The following is an 18,640-nucleotide window of genomic DNA, read 5'->3' as shown; positions in this document are numbered from 1 at the left end:
CCGCTCGGTGCGCTAGCGGGCGCCGAGCTCGAGCAGAGGGTCGGGATGGCTAAGCATTTCCGTGTCATGAACATACGACATCTAGAGAAAATGTCATGTTTACATGACTTACAGGGAGCGGGTTACCTGGATAAAGAGGTTTATGTGTGCCCCCTGCCATACGTCCTACTTGACCGCGACCCAAGTGTATTGTTGTATTAATACACATGGATGCCTCATTGCTGATCATACAACCCGCCTCGCCGGAGCCGATTTATCGGCAGATCGTCGAGCAGCTGCGGCGGCTGATTGCCAGCGGCCAGTTGGTGCCGGGCGAGCTGCTGCCATCGGTACGCGACGTGGCTGGATTTCACGCGATCAACCCGATGACGGTGTCGCGCGCCTACGGCATGGCCGAGAGTGAGGGGTTGCTCGAACGGTTGCGTGGCAAGGGGATGGCGGTGGCACAGGCGCACCGGTCGACCCAGACACAGGCGCAACGCCTGGAGCTGCTCGAACCGCAGCTGCAAGCCTTGGCCCGCCAGGCCAACGAACTGGAACTGCCAGCCGGGCCGGTGTTGCAACGGTTGGAAAAACTGCTGGAGGGGAACTGATGAACGCAATGCTTCGTGACGAACCGGCGGCTGCGCCGCTGTCGGCCAAGGGCCTGCACCATGCCTATGAGGGCGCGCATGTGTTGTCCGGCGTGGACCTGGCGTTGGAGCCGGGCAGCGTGCTTGGCCTGATCGGCCGCAATGGTGCAGGCAAATCTACGCTGATCCGCGCCATGGTCGGCCTGTTGGAGCCCACGGAGGGCAAGGCATTCGTATTCGGCGAGCCAGCGCTGCGGATGCCCGACCGCGTCAAGGCACGCCTTTCGTATGTTGCCCAGCAGCCCGAGGCACTGTCGTGGTTGACCGCCACTCAGATGCTCGATTACGTAGGTCGCTTCTACCCGCGCTGGGACGCACGCTTCGCCGACGATCTGGTCAAGCGTTGGCAGATTCCCGCCAAGCGGTTGCTGGCCAAGCTGTCGCCCGGTGAACGTCAGCGCGTGGAGTTGATTCGCGCGCTCGCCTCCCAACCGGACCTGCTGGTGCTCGACGAACCAGCTGCGGCACTGGACCCGGTCGCACGACGCGAGTTGCTGCGCGAAGTGGCGCTGCGTGCCGGTGAATCGGGCACGACGGTGCTGTTTTCCACGCATATCGTGTCGGACCTGGAACGCGTCGCTTCCGATATCGCCTTCTTGCACGATGGACGGATGATCCTGCACTGCCCAGTGGATGAGACCAAGGAGCGCTTCATGCGCCTGTGGCTGCCGGGGCGCCTGGCCGCCGCCGCGCCGGAGACGGCACTGAGTCATCGCAAGCATGCCGATGGCAGCGTGAGCCTCGTGGTCGAGCGCGATGGCCGTGGCCAGTGGCCGGAGGCCTCGCGCCTGCAAGGCGCGCGTATCGATCCGCTGGGCCTGGAGGATCTCTTCGTGGAGATCGCCGAATGAACATCGCTACCGTGTTGATGTTGCCATGGCGCGCGACGCGCGCGCCGGCTCGCTGGGTGATGGGCCTGCTCTACGGCGCCAGCGCCATTGCAGCCTTCCTGATCGGCTTTTTTACCAAGCATACTCACGACCAGCTGTCCGACGCAGCCGCTTCGCTGGGCTTTGGTACCGCCTATCTGTGGGGCTTCCTGCTGGCGCAGACCCTTGTGCTGGCCGCTGATGCGCATCGCATGCGCCTGCCGGGCATGGTGCGTGCCGCCGCCCTGAGCTTGATCATTTATACCGCCCTGTTTTCGCTGGTACCGGCGGCGATTTTCGCGGCGATGGGTGCGCCGCTGCTGCCTTACGCCCTGCTGTTCTTCCTGTGCATTGTGGGCGGCCTGGTTTTCGCGTGGTCGCCGTCGTACGTGGCGACACTGCTCGCGCTGATGCCGATGACGCTGATCGGTTCGAAGTATGTGCTGTTGCCCGGCGTGGATTCGCCCGATTTCATACGCTGGGCCGCACCCGCCGCATGGGTCGGGTTGGCCTGGGCGTTGTGGCGCTGGCACGTCATCGTCAGGGACTGCGACGAATTCAATGAGCGTCGAAGCCGCCCGATGGTACTTTACCTCCGTCGCCTGGATACGCGCGGTGGCGCGGACTGGTTCGGCAACGCCGATAGCAGCACCGCGATCCGCCAGCGCCCGCAATGGCAGCAGGCTGCGGCCGATATCCGCGGTACCGGTCCGTCTGCCCCGCAACGGTCGCTGCGCATCATGCTGGGTGGCTGGTATGCACCACGCACCTTGCGCGGATACCTGGTGTCGATATCCCAGGTAGGCATGCTGCTGCTGGTGTTTCTTGTCATCGGCGTGTCGAGCAAGCTCAAGGCGGGCGAGAATTTCTCGGCCCTGCTGTCGATCCTGTGGATGCCTGGACTGGTATCGGTCGCTGCCTATGGCACCGCTCTGGTCACTGTCGTCTGTACGACGCGTCTGGCGTTACGTTGGCGCCGTGTGAACGCCGAGCTGCCGCTGATGGCGTTGATGCCGGGATTTGGCGGGCCGGAAGAAACCAAGCGCAGGTTGCTGCGCACGGCATTGCGCTTGCCGGTGGGGGTGCAGCTGGCGATGACCGCGCTGATCCTCGCCGTCGTGTTGTATCGCGGCACCGATCCGGCGGTATTGACCGCGATCGTGCTGTCCCAGCTTGCCTGCATCGCGCTTGTCCCGATGATGATATTGCGTATCTTCGGCGGACGGCCGTTGCCGACGTGGCTCCTTAATACTGGCTGCATCGTGATCTTTGTGTTGATCAACTTCAACTGCGTACTTCCCATGACGATGATCGCAGGGCATGCGCACACGGTCGTCGACACGATCGCGATGGTCGTGGGCGCCATCTGGTCGATGGTGCTGCTTGCTACCGTGCCGCTGGCGCGCACAGGATGGCGAGCATTGCAGCAGCGTCCGCATGCGTTCCTGGCTAATCCAGCCGCTTGAGCCTGATTGGCGTTGCCTGATGACGATGTTATCTGCGGGAGCTGGTAAACGATAAGCCGCCGCGATGCGTTTCATCTGTAGAAGCGAATGATCGAGGTCATCATGACGTTTGCCAAGAAGCTTCACATGCCGCTGATCTTGATGGGTGGAGTCCTGTTGGGTTTCACATCGATGGCCCATGCCCAGGGCACACCCGTGTGCGGCGCGCGCCAGGTCACGCTTTCGACGAGCGATGGCGAAGGCATGAACGGCATGTCACATGCCGGCACCGTGCTGAAACTCGACAATCACTCCCGTACAGCCTGCTCGTTGCCTGCGATGCCGCGCCTGGTGTTCGAGGATGCCCGGCATCGCACGCTGAAAATCACCTCACGCGCCATACCGGGCATGCATCCTGGCCCGGTCATGCTGCCGTTGACGGTGCTGGCGCATGGTTCGGTGAGCAGTGAGGTGCAATGGGTGTCCGGCGATGTGTATGACCACAGCGCATGCATCACGCCTGCCTACGTCACGTTGCAATTGGACAACCAGGAACTGCGTGCGCCGTTCCATGGTGGGCGCATGTGTGGACCTCAGGATCAGGGCCCCACGTACCAGGCCGGTGCGTTCAGGCGTTTGCCCTGATTTCAGCGCACCAGTTGCCGAATCCCCAGGGCCACGATGAAAGCACCGCAGAGGCGGTCCATCCAGGCCTTGCCGCGCTGGTAGCGCGCCGCCACGCTCGGCGTGGCGAATAGCACGGCGACCAGCCCATACCAAAGCGTGGCGACAAGGGCGACCATGGCCACCATGCCGATGAAGGTCGGTGCGTTTACGTGCCTGGGTGCGGCAGCGGCAAACACGGCCGCATAGAAGGCCATCGACTTGGGATTGGCGATATTGGTTGCCAAGCCGGCGCGAAACGATTGCCAGGCGGTAGGGCCGCCTTCCCTCACGCGTTTGATCGGTGCAGCCCCGGCCTTGGCGATCAGGCGAGCGCCGAACCAGATCAGGTAACCGGCGCCGGTTACCTTTACGATCAGGGCGATCCACGGAAACGTCGCGAACACGATGCCGACCCCGAGGATCGAACACGACGCCCAGAACAGGTTCACCAGCACGATACCTGCCACCATCGCCAACGCGTCACGCGTGTTGGTGGACGCGGCCTTGTGCGCCACGGCGACGAAGTTCGGGCCAGGGCTGATCACGCCGATGGCGTAGACGGAGAAGACGACGGCGATGGCATGAACGTCAAGCATGGTCCGGGCTGCCTCTTGCGACGGCCTCAAGGATAATTCCAAACAGCCCTGGATCGGGGCGGCGGACCGGGAGCACTGTCGCCCCCGGCCTCAGGCGCGAATGAAGACCTTCACATCCTGTGCCTGGCGTCGCCAAGCATGCCGGCCCAATCACTTGCTTTCGCGCAGACTGGCCGCAGCTTGGGTGCGACCCAGGCAATGACCCTTGAGGAGATACCCATGGCCAGACCGGCACTCTTTCAGCCGTTTCGCGTACGCAACCTCGAACTGGCCAATCGCATCGTGATCGCGCCGATGTGCCAGTATTCGGCGGTGGATGGCTGCATGACCGATTGGCACCAGATCCACCTGGGCCAGCTTGCTCTGTCTGGGGCATCGTTGCTCACTATCGAGGCCACCGCGGTGTCGCCCCAGGCTCGCATTACATACGGTGATGTGGGTTTGTACGACGACGCCACCGAGGCGGCGATGCGCCGCGTACTCGATACCGTTCGTCGCTGGTCGAACATGTCAATCGCCATCCAGCTGGCCCATGCCGGCCGCAAGGCCTCGACCGAAGTGCCGTGGTCTGGCGGTGGCCCGCTGGCAGCGGACGATCCGCATGGATGGCAGATCGAAGGCCCGTCGGCCATCCCGTTTGCCGAGGGCTACCAGACGCCGGTCGCGCTGGATCAATCCGGGCTTGCACGTGTGCGCGACGATTTCGTAGCAGCGGCCAAACGTGCAGCGCGCCTGGGCATCGACGTGGTGCAGCTTCACGCCGCGCACGGTTATCTGTTGCACGAATTCCTGTCGCCGCTTTCCAATCGCCGCGATGACGAATACGGCGGTTCCCTGGAGAACCGCATGCGTTTTCCGCTGGAGGTCTTCGATGCGGTGCGCGAGGCGTTTCCTGCCGACAAGCCAGTGACGGTGCGTGTGTCGGCCACCGACTGGGTGGACGGTGGCCTGGATGTCGAACAGATCGTCGTCTTTGCCAAGGCACTGGAAGCACACGGTTGCGACGCGGTGCATGTATCCAGCGGCGGTCTGCATCCGGCACAGCAGATTCCGGTGAGCCCAAGCTATCAGGTGCCACTGGCCCGCGCGGTGCGTGCGGCCGTGAAGATCCCGGTGGTTGCTGTGGGCCTCATCACCGAGCCCGAGCAGGCCGAGGCGATCGTCGCCACCGGCGATGCGGATCTGATCGCCATTGCGCGCGCTGCATTGTACGACCCACGCTGGCCCTGGCATGCCGCTGCCGCGCTCGGCGCGCATGTGCGTGCGCCCAAGCAATACCTGCGCAGCCAGCCATCGCGCTACAAGGAGCTGTTCGGTGTCAGCGGAACGTTGAAACCGCAGCCGTGGTGGGTGGAAGGCGAATAATTGCTCCTTGCCAGTCGTGCCAGCGATGCTCGATAAAGCATCGTTGACCGGCCAAGCCGGGTATCAAGATCGGGTGTCGCGCGATACCCGGTTCGTCCATGAGCGAGTCGCGTTGGCTGAGACGGCGCCCGGCTAACATGACCTGATGCCTCGCTCGAACGAACCTGTGGCCATCAAGGGACGCGGCGCTCTCAGTAATCCGGAGGGCCGCTTCGAATCGACGCGGGCAATCGCCGAGGACGATGGCTGGTACCAAGAAGAGGAGACCAGCCGGCCAAGGACCGAGGTTCGCGAAGAGACGGCGCGTTCGGTCATCAGCCGCAATGATTCCCCGGATGTCGGCTTCAGCCAGGCCATCAATCCGTTTCGCGGTTGCGAGCACGGTTGCGTCTATTGCTATGCCCGACCTTCTCATGCCTATCTCAACCTGTCTCCCGGGCTGGATTTCGAAACCAGATTATCGGCCAAGGTCAACCTGGTCGATGTATTGCGCGGTGAACTGGCCAGGCCCAGCTATCGCTGTTCGCCGATCAATATCGGTAGCAATACCGATGTCTACCAGCCGATCGAAAAGCACTGGAAGTTGACGCGCGCGGCGCTGACGCTGCTCAACGAGTGCAATCATCCGTGCACCATCGTCACCAAGAATGCCCTGATCGAGCGCGACCTGGATATCCTCGCGCACTTGGCCAGGCGGCGACTCGTGCAGGTGTTCGTTTCCATCAATTCGTTGGATAACCGGCTGGCTTCCCGCCTTGAACCCCGTGCCTCGGCGCCGCATCGCCGGTTGCAGGTGGTAAAGAACCTGCACGATGCCGGCGTGCCGGTGGGGGTGCTGGTCGCCCCGATCATTCCCGCACTGAACGAGCGCGACCTGGAAGAGATCATCGCGCGGGCCGCGGCCAACGGCGCCAACGCCATCGGCTATACCTGCATTCGCCTGCCGCATGAATTGAAGCAGTTGTTCCGTGAATGGCTCGACCAGCATTACCCCGATCGCGCCGCGCACATCATGAGCCTGATCCAGCAGATGAACGGCGGCAAGGAGTACGACAGCAACTTTGCTACGCGCATGCGTGGGCAGGGCATCTTTGCCGACATCATCGGCAAGCGTGTGGAGGTGGCATCGCGAAAGGCCGGCCTGCATCGCGCGTGGACCGAAGAGCTGGATACGTCGCAGTTCGTGGCGCCGCGACCTCAGTCGCCGCAAGGAGAGCTCTTCTAGCCAGCCTTCAGGTGTAACTGGGAAGCCCGCTTTTTCATGGTTTCAGTTGTGTCGATGCCTGAGTGTCACGTTCACGTGAGGCTGCGCCAGCAAGCACGCTAGTGATACGCCAGGCAGCCGAGCTTGGCGATCCTATCCATCATCGCCGGCAAAATGCCCTACTTCGCGCCTGAGCTTACCACCAGGAAGCTGCGATACTTTATTCATGACAGGGGAAATCATGGACAGATCATGGCATAGCGTTGCTTTTTCTCTTCTGCTGCCCTTTGCCTGTCAGGCGCAGGTGGGTTATCAGGCTTTCCATGTTCCAGCGCCACCCGTGCCGCCCGTCGGCTCTGCCTGGAAGCACCCCAAGGCATTCATGACCTCGATGTTCGGCATGGCAACGCCTCGCCTGCTGGCGGTGAGTGACGACTTCGACGGGGAGGCCAGGCGGACTGGGTCGGTATCGTGGAGTGGGATGGCAAACCTTTTTGCTTTTCTCAAGAAAAGAAGCGGGACGCTTTTCCATGTCCCACAGATGGATGGGCATACGTCAAAAGTGTTCCCGCCTCTTTGTTTCTTAGGGATTGCGACCTGATATCACTGCGAGGCTAGTTGCGATAGTAGCGGCCTTATCTGAGGATCGACGGGCGTGATCCAGTCCTGGCGGGGATTGCCCTGGTCGTCGGTCGTGACGGCTGCGCCATACAGGGCCTGCCCGTCGTAGAGCACGATAATCTGTTGTGAGCCGCAGTCGTGGGGCTTGCACGCCGTGAACATGACAAAGGCTCGCCCAGCCAACGTGATCGGTTGTGAAAGCGATTGCACACCATCGTCGCAGCTTGTCATCCAGTCGGGCTTCGTCTTCGAAGCGCCGATGAGCGCGAACTTATTTTTGAATTCGCGCGATTTTTTGCACATGTCAGTGAGATAAGCGCCCGACGCGGCCTGCATTCCTGCCGATGCCCCGGGCGAAGCGTGGCCCTGCGTTGACTTGCCATGGCTGGCCTGCGCCACACCGGGTACACCCGATTCGTTGGCGCTGCCTCGGTCACTGTCGGTGTCACGCAGCGACTCGATCTCAAGCCGGCATGTGTGCTGCCATGCCAATCCGGCGAAGCCGCAGACCCGATCGATCAGGATGGAGACATTGCGTTCGCTGGAGTCATTCGGCCATACGCGCCCAGAGCAGACCGGGCCGCTCCTGGCTTCTCCACCGGACCCATTGACCAGTTTGGCCACCACACACATGGAACCGGGTGTCCATCCGGTATTGGTGAAGGTGCATTTGCCTTCAGCACTATTGCTCAGGCTGCCTGCTACTTCACAATTGGCCTGGACATGTTGCCCGATCTGAAAAGCGGGTACGAAGATGACCAGGCAGGCAATGCCCACCAGCACCGCGACGATCGACAACAGCGTGGTCATGGCCGAACGGTTCTTGCGCTCGCTTGGCCGGCTCTTGTGGGCTCCAGAATGCATTGCCCCCGCGTTGATGGGGCGACCGCATTTTGGACATGCCGGTGCCACATCGGACACATCGGCTCCGCAATCCTTGCACTGAATCAACGCCATCGACTCCGTCCCCTATCCGGATGATATCCAGCGATCCTACCGCAAGTCGTCCGAGTGATATCGAAACGCTTCGACCAGCAAGGCAAACACAGGCGAGGGCTGTCGCCGGCTGGGGTAATACAGGTGATAGCCCGGAAACATCGGGCACCATTCATCCAGTACCTGGCGCAAGCAGCCGATTTCGATATGCGGTCGGACCACGTCTTCGGGCAGGTAGGCAAGACCGAACCCGGCCAATGAAGCGGTCAGGATGTGCTCCAGGTTGTTGGATATCAGCCGGCTTTCCGCACGCACGTTCAGGGCCTGGCTTCCCTTTTCCAATTCCTATGCATACAGGCCACGGTGAGTGAGGCAGCGAAGGTTGATGCAATCGTGTCCGGGCTGAGGTCTTCAGGACAAGTACGATAGGCAGCAACGAACCTCCAAGCTCGATCAGTTCGTACTCCACGCGAACCGGGTGCTCATCGTGCCATTGGCGCAGCAACATGCCATCGCACTCCATGGCACGCAAGTTCCGGGTGAACATCTTCTGCCAGATGCCTTCCAGGTGGCGGCGCAGCACATGCACAACATGGATCCAACCGGCCAAGGTCCGCTGGCGTGGTGGCATGCCTGTTTAAAGAGGTTGCTCAGGCCGTAAACCGCTCCACCGTTCCGGTGAATGACGGGTTCCTGGCTTCAAGGTCCGATCGCAGCGTCATCGGGGATGATGGCTTTGGCACGATCCTGAAATGGAATCAGGATAATCCAGGGTTCGACCTTATGAGGTCGAACCCTGGACTTTTCGTGGAAGAGAACTCTATCTGCCCGCTGGTTGTTCGCGAAGCCCTCGCGCAAATATGTCGATGGTCGTGGTCGGCGTGCCCAGGTCTCGCCAGGTTTGTTCGGCATAGAAGGGGTCTTCATGGTTGCCGAAATAGGCAAACAGATGAGCGACGAATTTCATATGAGGATTGAACAGGCCTATTGCCTTGATGATCCATAGCGGGGCCGCGCGAATTTTCAGCGTGGGATCGTAGTGCTGCACGAATCGTTGCATCGCCTGTTTCACCGCAATGGCCTCGGGGCCCTGCACCGGGCAATGCACCGGCATCGCCTGGGGATTCTGGAATGCCTTGACCACCTGTCGCGCGTAGTCGGCGACGCTGATCCAGTAGACCTTCACACGCGTGTTGCCGATCCATTGCAGTGCGTGCTTGTTGATCATATTCGGCAGCAGTTCCATAAAATGCGTCGGCGCGAAGAACGTGTGCGCGATGCCGGAAGCGGCGATGATCTCGTGCCCTTGCATGCGAATGATGTTGGGCACCATGTTCTGCCTGATGGCCTTGACGGCCGGAGGGTAGGCGCCGAGCGCTCCGATCTTGGCGATGTACTGGATGTCCAGACCTTGCGTGGCGGCGATCAAGTTTCGCACGCCTTCGCGCTCCTCATAGAAGGGCAGGTCCAGGTCCGCCGTTTCGGTGGCGAGGTTGAGGTAGATCGCATCCATGCCTTCGAGGCCTGCACGAAGGCTCGCGATGTCGCGCAGGTCAGCCTGCACGATCTCGACATCGGGCGGCAGCATGGTTCTGGCCTTGTCCGGTGACCGAACCAGCGCGCGCACCTGGAATGTCTTGGCCAATGCCGCGACCACCGGCGCACCCAGGCGTCCGGTGGCGCCGATGACGGCTATTTTTTCAATGGGTCGCATGAGCAGGGCCTGATGTGGAGGTGAAGATGGCCTCGATGGCGTCGGGGTCGTAATGGCGCTCGATGGCTTCGTGTTTCAGGCCCAGCCCCCTGAGCAGGAACCGGACCGTGATCCTGACGAGTTCGTCCTGGGATACGCCGTAATCGACCACGCCCGCGCCGGGCAGGCTGATCAGGTGAAGTGTGTTGGCGAGGTGGTGGACGAACCATATTTCAGGCGCCCCCACGGGCACGCCCTCGTGCATGTCGCCGGCCGCGGCGGCGGCGCGCAGGGATAAATCGAAGACGCCGATCCAGGGTTTGACGTGCCGGTCCAGAAAGGCCTTCGCGAAGCGGCCATCGTTGAGCAGGCTCAGGGTCACCAGGCGCTTGGTGTTCTCGTGGGATTGCTGGGCTCCCACGCCTGGGAACACCGCCTGCACCAGCACCGCGACGCCGGTCACCAGCGTCGCGGTGGATGGCGTGGCACCTTCGAGCAGGCGGCCGCCGATGGCATTGGCTTCGACGCAATGGCTTTCCAGCTCGGCATAAAGCGCCTCCTTGCCGGGGAAGTGCTTGTACAGGAGGGCTTCGGACACGCCTGCTGCCTTGGCGATTTCCTTGGTCGTGGCGCTTCGCCCCAGGCGCGCGAAGACAGGGATGGCCGCCGCCAGGATGGCGTCCTTGCGGTCGGCGGCAGGCAGTTTTCCAGCTCGTTTGTTCATGGGATCTCCTTGGAATCGATAGTAAGTAAATATTTACTTACTATCAAGACACCGGGGCTTCCATGACCGGCCGGGCGCCAGCCCTGACTACGGCCTGTTGGCATGGCGATGTGAGCGCCTCTCGATCAGGATGAGTCTTGCCGAGGTCTCACATTTCATACCGATCCGATCAAACCAGCGTCTTGCGAAGCCCGCGCACGGTTGTCCGATGTGCTCGAACTAGCGAGGACGTCCTGCGTCGATCCAGCGGTGTGTCTGTTCTTCGGAGATGCGATATCTGGCGCTGTTATAGGGCTGCATCGCGTCCAGGCGCTCATTGAGAAGTGCTTGGAAGGGGGCGATGTCATTGGCTCCCAGGCGTTGTGCTTCGATGGCCGCGTCCAGCGTGGCGCCCTCGCCCACGATCTTGCCGATCGCCGATGTCAGTGCCGCGCGAAATCGTACCGCCAGTTGATCGTGCAGTCCCACGGACTGGATCACTGCCTTATAGCGCTTGATGGAGCGGCGGTACGTCCATGCGAACAAGTCCGTTGCAGCGCTGAAGTCGTTGAACTCGTAGATGCCCATCATCGCCTGGGCATAGTCGCTGCGATCGACATCCATGAATGCCAGCGGTGAGCAGTTGTAGAGGGTCAGGGGAATGTTCGCGCAGATCCGGCTCGTGCGTTTGTTCCCGTCAATAAAGGGCTGTAGATAAGCGATGTGCACCCACAGGAAATAAGCTGCCTCGACGGGATTGGTGATCAGGCGCGCCTTGCCGACGATCAGGTCGAAAAGTTCGTTGAGCACCTGTGGCGTCTGCAAGGGTATGAACGTCGTACCCGTGATGTAGACGGGCGTCGTGCGGATTCTTCCCAGCTGTTCCTCAGCAACGAGACCGTCCATCAGCAGCGCATGGATGTTGCGTACCGTCGAAGGGGTCAGCCCGCGTAGTGGGCCATCATCGACCAGGAATTCGATGGCACGCTTGTGGTTCAGCAGCATCACGGCGTCCTGATCGGTGCCGTCGGCGCCCTGCTGGAAGAGTCGTTCAGTATCGAGCAACGAGTACGTGTTGCCTTCCAGGCGAGAAGAGGACCAGGACAACTCGACCAGGAGTTGCTCTATCACCTTGCGCGCGTAAGTACCGGCAGGCTGCTGCTCGGGCAGGCGGCCCTCTTCCAATAGGTCGGCGGCCAAGTTTTGCTGCAACAACGAGCTCTCACCAGGGATGTAGTTGTCGAGCAACTCACGCCGATACGATACCGGTTCACGCGCCGCCATCGGCATGGCGAGCTTTTGCAGCAGGGCTTGCCCGGAGCGCGACCAGCTAATACCGCCAGGAGCGGTCGGTTGCCCGGGTGAGCTCGTCGCGGCGACCCGTTCGGCTGGCTGTAAAGCCGGTAGTGAGTAGCGTGTATTGCGTGCCTTGCCTTCCACCAGGACTTTGCCGTCGGCCACCAGGCGCTTGAGCCGGCGCAGTGCCGTTGAATCGGAAATACCCGCTTCCAGGGCGACTTCCTGCGCGGAAACATCTTGATTGCCGGCTACTGCAAGATCTCTTATTGCGCGCAGCACAGTGTCCGTGGGGGTCATGAGGCATCCTCGCGGGGTGGCCTTGTCTTGATTGACGGGATACTGTCTGATCTCGTCACTTTGACGAGATTCTACTTAATATCTCGTCATTTTGACGAGATATTTCGAAATCCCGTCAAAGCGTCGCCAGTTTGACGAGATTTCCTGGTATCTCGTCATAATCTCTTCAATATGACGAGATTCGCGGGAATACATCGCCGGATGCCAGGGTCAAGGGCCCCGAACCGCCCAGCGCTCCCCGGCCAGGGCTGAAACCAGGTAATCGACGAATGAGGAAATACGCGCCGACTCGGCCGTGTTGCGGTAGTACACCGCATGCAAGGGCGGGGTCGTGCCGGTGTTCTCGTGCGCGAGGACTTCCACCAGATCGCCACACGCGCGATCCCGGTGCGTATGAAAATCGCCCAGGCAGGCCAGCCCCTGGCCGTTGAGTGCCAATTGACGCAGCACTTCGCCGCTATCGGAAGCCAGGTCAGGGTGAATGTGCAGCGGGGTGCCGTTGCCTTGCCGGACCGGCCACAAGTTCAGGCTTTCCGGCTCGCTGAAACCCAGCAGGCGATGCTGGCCGAGATCTTCCACCGATTGAGGCAACCCATGTGTCTGGAGGTAACCCGGGCTGGCCACGATGCGCAGCGCGTAGCGGCACAGCAGTCGGCTGTGCAGCGAGGAATCTTTGAGCTTGCCGCTGCGAATGGCGACATCGATCCGCCGTTCGATCAGGTCCACATAGCCCTCGTTGCTGCAAAGCGTGAGCTCCACCAGCGGATATTGCCGCCGATATCCGTCGACCAGCGGAGCCAACACATGCAGGGCGAATGGGGTGGATGCATCCACCCGCAACGGGCCGGAAGGCTGTCCGCGACGTAGCGACAGGCGTTCCTGAGCGGTCATCGCACCAGCAATGATGGCGCGGGCATCCGTCAGGAACGAACACCCTTCGTCGGTGAGGTCCAATCGCCGCGTCGTGCGTCGAAGCAGGGTCGTGCCGAGCTTTTCTTCGAGCTTGCCCAACAGGCGGCTGACGGTGGACACCGTCTGATCAAGCTGCTGTGCGGCGCCGGTGAGAGACCCGGTATCCACCACGGAAACAAAGACTTCCAGCTCGTTGAGGGTGATGTCGATCATGGCTTTTGTTGCAGAATTGGCAAGAGTATTTCCATATTTACCCCATTTATCCGCGAAGATGGTGGCGCGACAATAGCGTCAGTCCAACGTATTCATGCAGCCATCGGCATCCGCCCGGTGGCTTTCATCCAGGAACAAGCACCGTGTCGACCACGCACATCCCGTCAGACCGTCGGGCCGGAATCCCTTTGCTGGCGCTTGCCATCGGGGCCTTCGGTATCGGCACCACCGAGTTCGGCCCCATGGGTATGCTGCCCACCATCGCCAAGGGCGTGGATGTCACCATCCCGACCGCGGGCATGCTGGTATCTGCGTATGCGATAGGCGTGATGATCGGCGCGCCGATCATGACCTTGCTGCTGGCGCGCTGGCCCCGGCGAAAGGCCTTGATGGCCCTGATGAGCCTGTTCGTACTGGGTAACTTGCTGTCGGCCATCGCGCCAAACTATGTCAGCCTGTTGGGTGCCCGCGTGGTCACCAGCCTCAATCACGGCGCGTTCTTCGGCCTGGGCTCGCTGGTGGCTGCCAGTCTGGTGCCGCGCGAAAAGCAGGCCAGTGCGGTCGCTGCGATGTTCATGGGGCTGACCATTGCCAACATCGGCGGGGTGCCGGTCGCCACATGGCTGGGCCAGACCCTTGGCTGGCGGCAGTCATTCGGCGCTATCTCGCTGCTCGGCGTGGTCGCGATCGTCGCGTTACGTGCCGCGCTACCCATCGGCAGCGTCGGGCAAGCACCGGATGTACGGGCGGAGCTTGGCGTGCTTACGCGTCCGACGGTGCTGCTGGGCATTGCGGCCACGATCCTGGGTGCGGGCGCCATGTTCACAACCTATACGTACGTCAATCCGCTGCTGGAAAACCTCACCCGGGCTTCGCCTGTCTTCATCACCGCCATGCTCGTGCTGATCGGCGTGGGCTTCACCATCGGCAACGCCCTGGGCGGCAAGCTGGCCGATCGCTCCGTCGACTTGGCGCTGGTGACCTTGCTGACTCTGCTGGCGGCAAGCATGCTGGCATTGCCCTGGCTGGCCACATCCAGCTGGGGTGCCGCCATCGGCCTGACCGTGTGGGGCACCGCCTCGTTCGCAATCGTGCCGCCCTTGCAGACCTGGGTGATGCGCGCGGCCACCAGCGCCCCGGGACTGGCTTCGTCGGTGAACATCGGTGCGTTCAATCTCGGCAATGCACTGGGTGCGGCGCTCGGGGGCTCCGTGCTGCATGCCGGGCTTGGTTACGCCGTCGTGCCGTTGAGCGGCGCCGTCCTGGCGTTGCTCTCGCTGGTGCTCGTGGCGCTAAAGATGCTGGGCGTGCGGCGGCGGAGTCGCGCCGTGGTCGAACATTGCATGTAACCCGGGCCGTGAACCTTATCCTTTGGCGACGAGCGAGCAAGTCATCGCTCTCGAAGCACCGGCTTTGACTATGGAGGGATCAGGTCACGGATGACCCTTACCAGTGAGCATGTGGTGACGCGTTATTCGCAGGTTCCGTCAAACAAGCCCCAGCCGCGACCCTAGTCTGGGCTTGCCTGATCCCGCGCCCGATATCGTTCTCCGGCCGAATCACCGCGAAACACCATGGGCTATTTAAGCCCTCAGAGGCAGCTCCGCGACATCGCGTCAGGACCTCCACGACCAAGCACGGCGCCGCAAGGGCGTGCGTGTGAGCTGCCGATCAAGTTTGCCTGACAAATTATTGCCTAGACAGGAAATTCAGCTTTCCTATAACGAAAGTATCGTAAAGAAATACGAGAACTGGTCGTTAAGAAGAACAAGGCGACGGCCCTGAAAACAACAAACTGCCCCCTTAAGGGGTGGAAAAAACGGGTCGGCTTCATTCAATAGGGGGAGGAAGCTGATGAAAATTTTCCAGTGGTTCGGACGTACGACGCTCAACACGCGAGTGTGGCTGGTGATGTTGACCGCCGCACTAGGCCTGGGTGCACTCACGACAATGGGTGAGATCGAAAGCCGCGAAGTGCAGATGGATTCGCTCGCCGATGGCTTGCACGACCAGGTGCAGAGCGCCATCGCCATCGCAGACGGCTATCGCCAGCGGGCGCTCAACGGTGAGATGAGCGACGCCGATGCGCGCAAGGCTGCCCTGCATGACATCCAGACGATGCGCTGGGACGACGGCGGCGGCTACATCTTCGCCTTCGACTCCAAGGCCGTGCTGCTCATGCATCCCTTGCGCAAGGACATTGGCGCCAATCTGCACGACGAGGCCGATCCCAGCGGCTTTCATCACTACGCGGCCATGGTCACCACCGACCTGGATCAGGGCCATGGAATGACGCGCTACGTACAAAGCATTCCCAAGACGGGTGAAAGCAAACCCAAGATCAGTTATTCGGAATGGTACAAACCCTGGGACATGCACTTCGCCTCGGGTGAATATTTCGACCACATCAATGCGGCATTCCATGCAGCGCTTTTAAAGAGCTTGCTGCGTGCTGCGGGTGTGGCTTTCGTGGTGATCATGCTGATCTGGGTGTCGATGCGAAGCATCAAGGCAACCATCGGCGGTGAGCCGGGGCACGCCGTACGCATCGCCACGCGCATTGCCGAAGGTGATCTGTGCAGCCACGCGGATGAGTCGTTCCCCGAAGGTAGTCTGCTGGACATGATCGAGCGTATGCGTCATCGCTTATCGGCGATTGTCGCTGACGTCCAGAGTGGCGCCGCCATGGTTACGCTCACTTCGCAGCAACTGGCGCAGGGTAATGACGATCTGTCCCAGCGCACGCAGGAGCAAGCCTCCAGTCTGGAAGAAACCGCAGCTTCCATGGAAGAAATGACTGCCACGGTCAAGCAGAATGCCGAAAACGCGAGGGCCGCTGACCAGTTGACGCGTGCGGCGCGTGCACAGTCCGAGCGCGGTAGCGCGGTGGCCGAGGAAGTGATGCAGGCGATGTCCAATATCGGTGAATCCAGCCGCAAGATTGCCGAAATCATCAGCATGATCGATGAGATCGCCTTTCAGACCAATCTGCTTGCCTTGAATGCCGCGGTGGAAGCCGCGCGCGCCGGCGAGCATGGCCGTGGCTTTGGAGTAGTGGCCGCGGAAGTGCGCCGCCTCGCGCAATCCAGTGCTTCGGCATCGCGCGATATCAAGCAATTGATCGGCGAGAGTGCCGAGCGTGTGGAGGTAGGCGAGATGCTGGTGGCGCAATCGGCCGAGTCGTTGCGTGCCATAACTGGCGATGTCAAGCGGGTTACGGATATCGTCGCCGAGATTGCAGCGGCCAGCCAGGAGCAATCGGCTGGCGTGGATCAGGTCAACATTGCCATCTCGCAGATCGACCAAGTCACGCAGGAGAATGCAGCCCTGGTGGAAGAGGCGGCTGCGGCAGCCAAATCGATGATGGACCAAGCCGATCTGTTGCGTCAGCAGGTGGCCTATTTCACGATCGATAGCGCACCGGCCGCCAAGGTGGGGACGCGCGTGGCCGCACAAACTGTTGCAAGTGAGGTCGCTCGCCGTGCGGGTTATGAGGTTGCATCTGCGGCGTTGTGAAGCAATAAGAGCAAAGGCCGCATTGTTTAGCGCAAAGCGGCCTTACCCTTACTTCCCCTCTGCCAAGCAGAGGGGAAGCCTATGTGGCGCGGCTTCAGCGAATCTCGAAAAATCTTGCATCGAAGTCGTATCTCGGCGGATCCCCCGAGAGAAACTAAGAACCGGCATCTATCGCCTGTTGCGCCCTCAAAGCCAAGTCACCTGCGTTCGCACCTAGGCCGAGACGAGGCATAGGAAGGGTTTTAGAAGTTCCCACGAGACGGGCCGTGAGGGCGTATGGCTTCAGCAGGCCAAGACAGGCAAGCGCACACAAAAATGCATTGCGGCGTTGCTGCTTGCTTCATGGGGGGCGAGATTTCCAGAAGCAGTCAATCAGCGATGCAAGGCATGAAGTCGTGAGGCCGGCGAGCGGTTGGAGCGCGTTTTAGCGTGAATGTGCCCAGGAATGTTCGCTCCCGACTCGTATTTGAAAGTCGCCGCCGCTGAAGGGAAGATAGTACGTTCTTGCATCATTATATTGAAACCTGTAATCACGGTCGTAGATACGTATGCCATTGCTCGGAAAATATTTATCGGGATGTCTACCCATGTACGCCAGATTTGGTGAATAACGTTCAAGCATATCGTTGAAGACAGTCGGTCCGGTCACATAGAAAATATCACTCGCGTAGCGCTCACCCGCCTGCGATAGCTGATTGGGTTGATCACGCGGCCGCTGCTGTAGCCCAGGCTTGCGTTGCTTGAATCGGATCAGCGACTCGTCCAGGAGCTTTTTGAAAAATGGATTGCGCGGCTGACTGGCGATCACGCTGGTATTGAATCCATATGTGTGTTCGCCCACGGGCATATGAACAGCATCGTTGAGCAAGACGTCACCGTTGGCAGCCTGTAATGTACCGCGAACCTTGATACCCATGATCTTGTCATCAGCGTCCAGATAAATGCCGCCGTACTCTTCAAGCAGACGATATCGGAGCACATCGGATGCTGCAGCGTAGTTTTGCGTCTTGGGGTTGGTCTTTCTGAAAAAATCGTACATCCGCCCATGTTCGGAAGCTCGAAAATTCTGAAAGAATGGCTCGTCCTGGAGCTTTCTAACCTTAATCCCGTGCTTACCAAGCGATTTGCTGATTTCCTTGAAAGTGGCCGGATCATCGACATCTACATGCAAGATATGTTGATAGCCCTTGGTGCGTTTAACGTTGGAAATGATCGCATTTCGGTAGCTTTCTGGAATATCGCCGCCCAACCAAATTTGATGGATGGTCTTGGGTATAGGCTTCAAGGCGCTTGCAGCCGGTAGACTGGGTAATGGCGCCTGTGTTACCGCTTGATAGGTGGGCTTGACCAGCTTTTGTGCGTTGCGCGCTTGCTCTATGGTTCCACTATGCCACTTGTTATCAGCGCCTCGCCAATATGCGGTGTCGCCTCCCGTTTCCCTCCATACGTTGGCATGGACGTCATAACTGGCGAGAACTGGCCGTGGCTTTTGCAACGTCCGGATCTTCGGGCCTTGCGAGCTCTGAACAATGCCGTCTATCGGTACCTGGACTTCATGGGCAGGCCGCGCGCTTAAGCCTTGGGTATGGAAAGGGTTGTTGAGTGCCGTTGGTGCCCCACCCAGAAGTCGCGGGCGTTAGATAGGTCTCCAGACCCGATCGTTACCACGGGTG

Annotated in this window: 17 protein-coding genes and 1 pseudogene; 9 read left to right on the top strand and 9 right to left on the bottom strand. The window is 60.6% G+C overall.

The annotated features are described in order from the left end of the window. The first annotated feature begins 206 nt into the window (after positions 1-206). The 4 genes from VF436_RS20325 to VF436_RS20310 all read left to right on the top strand — a co-directional run bounded on the left by VF436_RS20325 (position 207) and on the right by VF436_RS20310 (position 3,591). A complete protein-coding gene (locus VF436_RS20325) occupies positions 207-593 on the top strand; it encodes a GntR family transcriptional regulator (RefSeq protein WP_330905877.1) in 387 nt (128 codons plus the stop codon). After that, positions 593-1,483 carry an ABC transporter ATP-binding protein gene (locus VF436_RS20320; RefSeq protein WP_330905876.1) on the top strand — a complete coding sequence of 297 codons (891 nt, stop codon included), beginning with the start codon at positions 593-595 and terminating at the stop codon, positions 1,481-1,483. Before VF436_RS20325 ends, VF436_RS20320 begins: the two co-directional genes overlap by 1 nt. Continuing rightward, positions 1,480-2,967 carry a hypothetical protein gene (locus VF436_RS20315; RefSeq protein WP_330905875.1) on the top strand — a complete coding sequence of 496 codons (1,488 nt, stop codon included), beginning with the start codon at positions 1,480-1,482 and terminating at the stop codon, positions 2,965-2,967. The genes VF436_RS20320 and VF436_RS20315 overlap by 4 nt, the downstream gene beginning before the upstream one ends. Before the next feature lie 102 nt (positions 2,968-3,069). Beyond that, positions 3,070-3,591: a DUF4232 domain-containing protein gene (locus VF436_RS20310; protein WP_330905874.1), complete on the top strand. Its 522-nt coding sequence runs from the start codon at positions 3,070-3,072 to the stop codon at positions 3,589-3,591. A 2-nt stretch (positions 3,592-3,593) separates the two neighbouring features. Here VF436_RS20310 and VF436_RS20305 read toward each other — a convergent pair whose 3' ends face one another. Further along, positions 3,594-4,208, bottom strand: a complete 615-nt coding sequence (locus VF436_RS20305; RefSeq protein WP_330905873.1) for a LysE family translocator — start codon at positions 4,206-4,208, stop codon at positions 3,594-3,596. Between the two features lie 198 nt (positions 4,209-4,406). Between VF436_RS20305 and VF436_RS20300 the strand changes: the two genes are divergently transcribed. The 3 genes from VF436_RS20300 (at position 4,407) to VF436_RS20290 (ending at position 7,378) form a co-directional block, all read left to right on the top strand. Beyond that, positions 4,407-5,573 (top strand): NADH:flavin oxidoreductase/NADH oxidase, encoded by a 1,167-nt coding sequence (locus tag VF436_RS20300; RefSeq protein WP_414649888.1) that lies wholly within the window; start codon positions 4,407-4,409, stop codon positions 5,571-5,573. A gap of 145 nt (positions 5,574-5,718) precedes the next feature. Continuing rightward, positions 5,719-6,798, top strand: a complete 1,080-nt coding sequence (locus VF436_RS20295) for a PA0069 family radical SAM protein (RefSeq protein WP_330905871.1) — start codon at positions 5,719-5,721, stop codon at positions 6,796-6,798. A 220-nt stretch (positions 6,799-7,018) separates the two neighbouring features. Continuing rightward, positions 7,019-7,378 (top strand): hypothetical protein, encoded by a 360-nt coding sequence (locus VF436_RS20290; RefSeq protein WP_330905870.1) that lies wholly within the window; start codon positions 7,019-7,021, stop codon positions 7,376-7,378. A 2-nt stretch (positions 7,379-7,380) separates the two neighbouring features. Here the strand turns inward: VF436_RS20290 and VF436_RS20285 are convergent, their stop codons facing one another. The 7 genes and pseudogenes from VF436_RS20285 to VF436_RS20260 form a co-directional block, all read right to left on the bottom strand. Further along, a complete protein-coding gene (locus VF436_RS20285; protein WP_330905869.1) occupies positions 7,381-8,208 on the bottom strand; it encodes an Ivy family c-type lysozyme inhibitor in 828 nt (275 codons plus the stop codon). 183 nt (positions 8,209-8,391) lie between these two features. Next, entirely contained in the window at positions 8,392-8,676 is a 285-nt protein-coding gene (locus VF436_RS20280) for a LysR substrate-binding domain-containing protein (protein ID WP_330905868.1), read from the bottom strand. Between the two features lie 70 nt (positions 8,677-8,746). Continuing rightward, positions 8,747-8,965, bottom strand: a pseudogene (locus VF436_RS21770) (winged helix-turn-helix transcriptional regulator); the annotation flags it as partial. Between the two features lie 189 nt (positions 8,966-9,154). Beyond that, positions 9,155-10,048: an SDR family oxidoreductase gene (locus VF436_RS20275; RefSeq protein ID WP_330905867.1), complete on the bottom strand. Its 894-nt coding sequence runs from the start codon at positions 10,046-10,048 to the stop codon at positions 9,155-9,157. Then, entirely contained in the window at positions 10,035-10,751 is a 717-nt protein-coding gene (locus tag VF436_RS20270) for a TetR/AcrR family transcriptional regulator (RefSeq protein ID WP_330905866.1), read from the bottom strand. The genes VF436_RS20275 and VF436_RS20270 overlap by 14 nt, the downstream gene beginning before the upstream one ends. A 219-nt stretch (positions 10,752-10,970) precedes the next feature. Then, complete coding sequence (locus VF436_RS20265) at positions 10,971-12,326, bottom strand: Fic family protein (RefSeq protein WP_330905865.1); 1,356 nt, start codon at positions 12,324-12,326, stop codon at positions 10,971-10,973. A gap of 210 nt (positions 12,327-12,536) precedes the next feature. Then, a complete protein-coding gene (locus VF436_RS20260; protein ID WP_330905900.1) occupies positions 12,537-13,448 on the bottom strand; it encodes a LysR family transcriptional regulator in 912 nt (303 codons plus the stop codon). A 146-nt stretch (positions 13,449-13,594) separates the two neighbouring features. Between VF436_RS20260 and VF436_RS20255 the strand changes: the two genes are divergently transcribed. Both VF436_RS20255 and VF436_RS20250 read left to right on the top strand, forming a co-directional pair. Beyond that, positions 13,595-14,800, top strand: coding sequence for an MFS transporter (locus VF436_RS20255; protein ID WP_330905864.1), 1,206 nt, complete (start codon positions 13,595-13,597; stop codon positions 14,798-14,800). 505 nt (positions 14,801-15,305) lie between these two features. Further along, a complete protein-coding gene (locus VF436_RS20250) occupies positions 15,306-16,967 on the top strand; it encodes a methyl-accepting chemotaxis protein (RefSeq protein WP_330905863.1) in 1,662 nt (553 codons plus the stop codon). A gap of 424 nt (positions 16,968-17,391) precedes the next feature. On the opposite strand, the gene VF436_RS20245 is transcribed toward VF436_RS20250, so the two are convergent. Then, positions 17,392-18,462, bottom strand: a complete 1,071-nt coding sequence (locus VF436_RS20245) for a glycosyltransferase family 32 protein (protein WP_330905862.1) — start codon at positions 18,460-18,462, stop codon at positions 17,392-17,394. Positions 18,463-18,640: the final 178 nt, after the last annotated feature.

Source organism: Dyella sp. (genome assembly GCF_036384435.1).
Lineage (GTDB): Bacteria > Pseudomonadota > Gammaproteobacteria > Xanthomonadales > Rhodanobacteraceae > GSA-30.
Note: the sequence above shows the minus strand (reverse complement) of the source record. Positions and strands in the feature narration are given on the sequence as shown.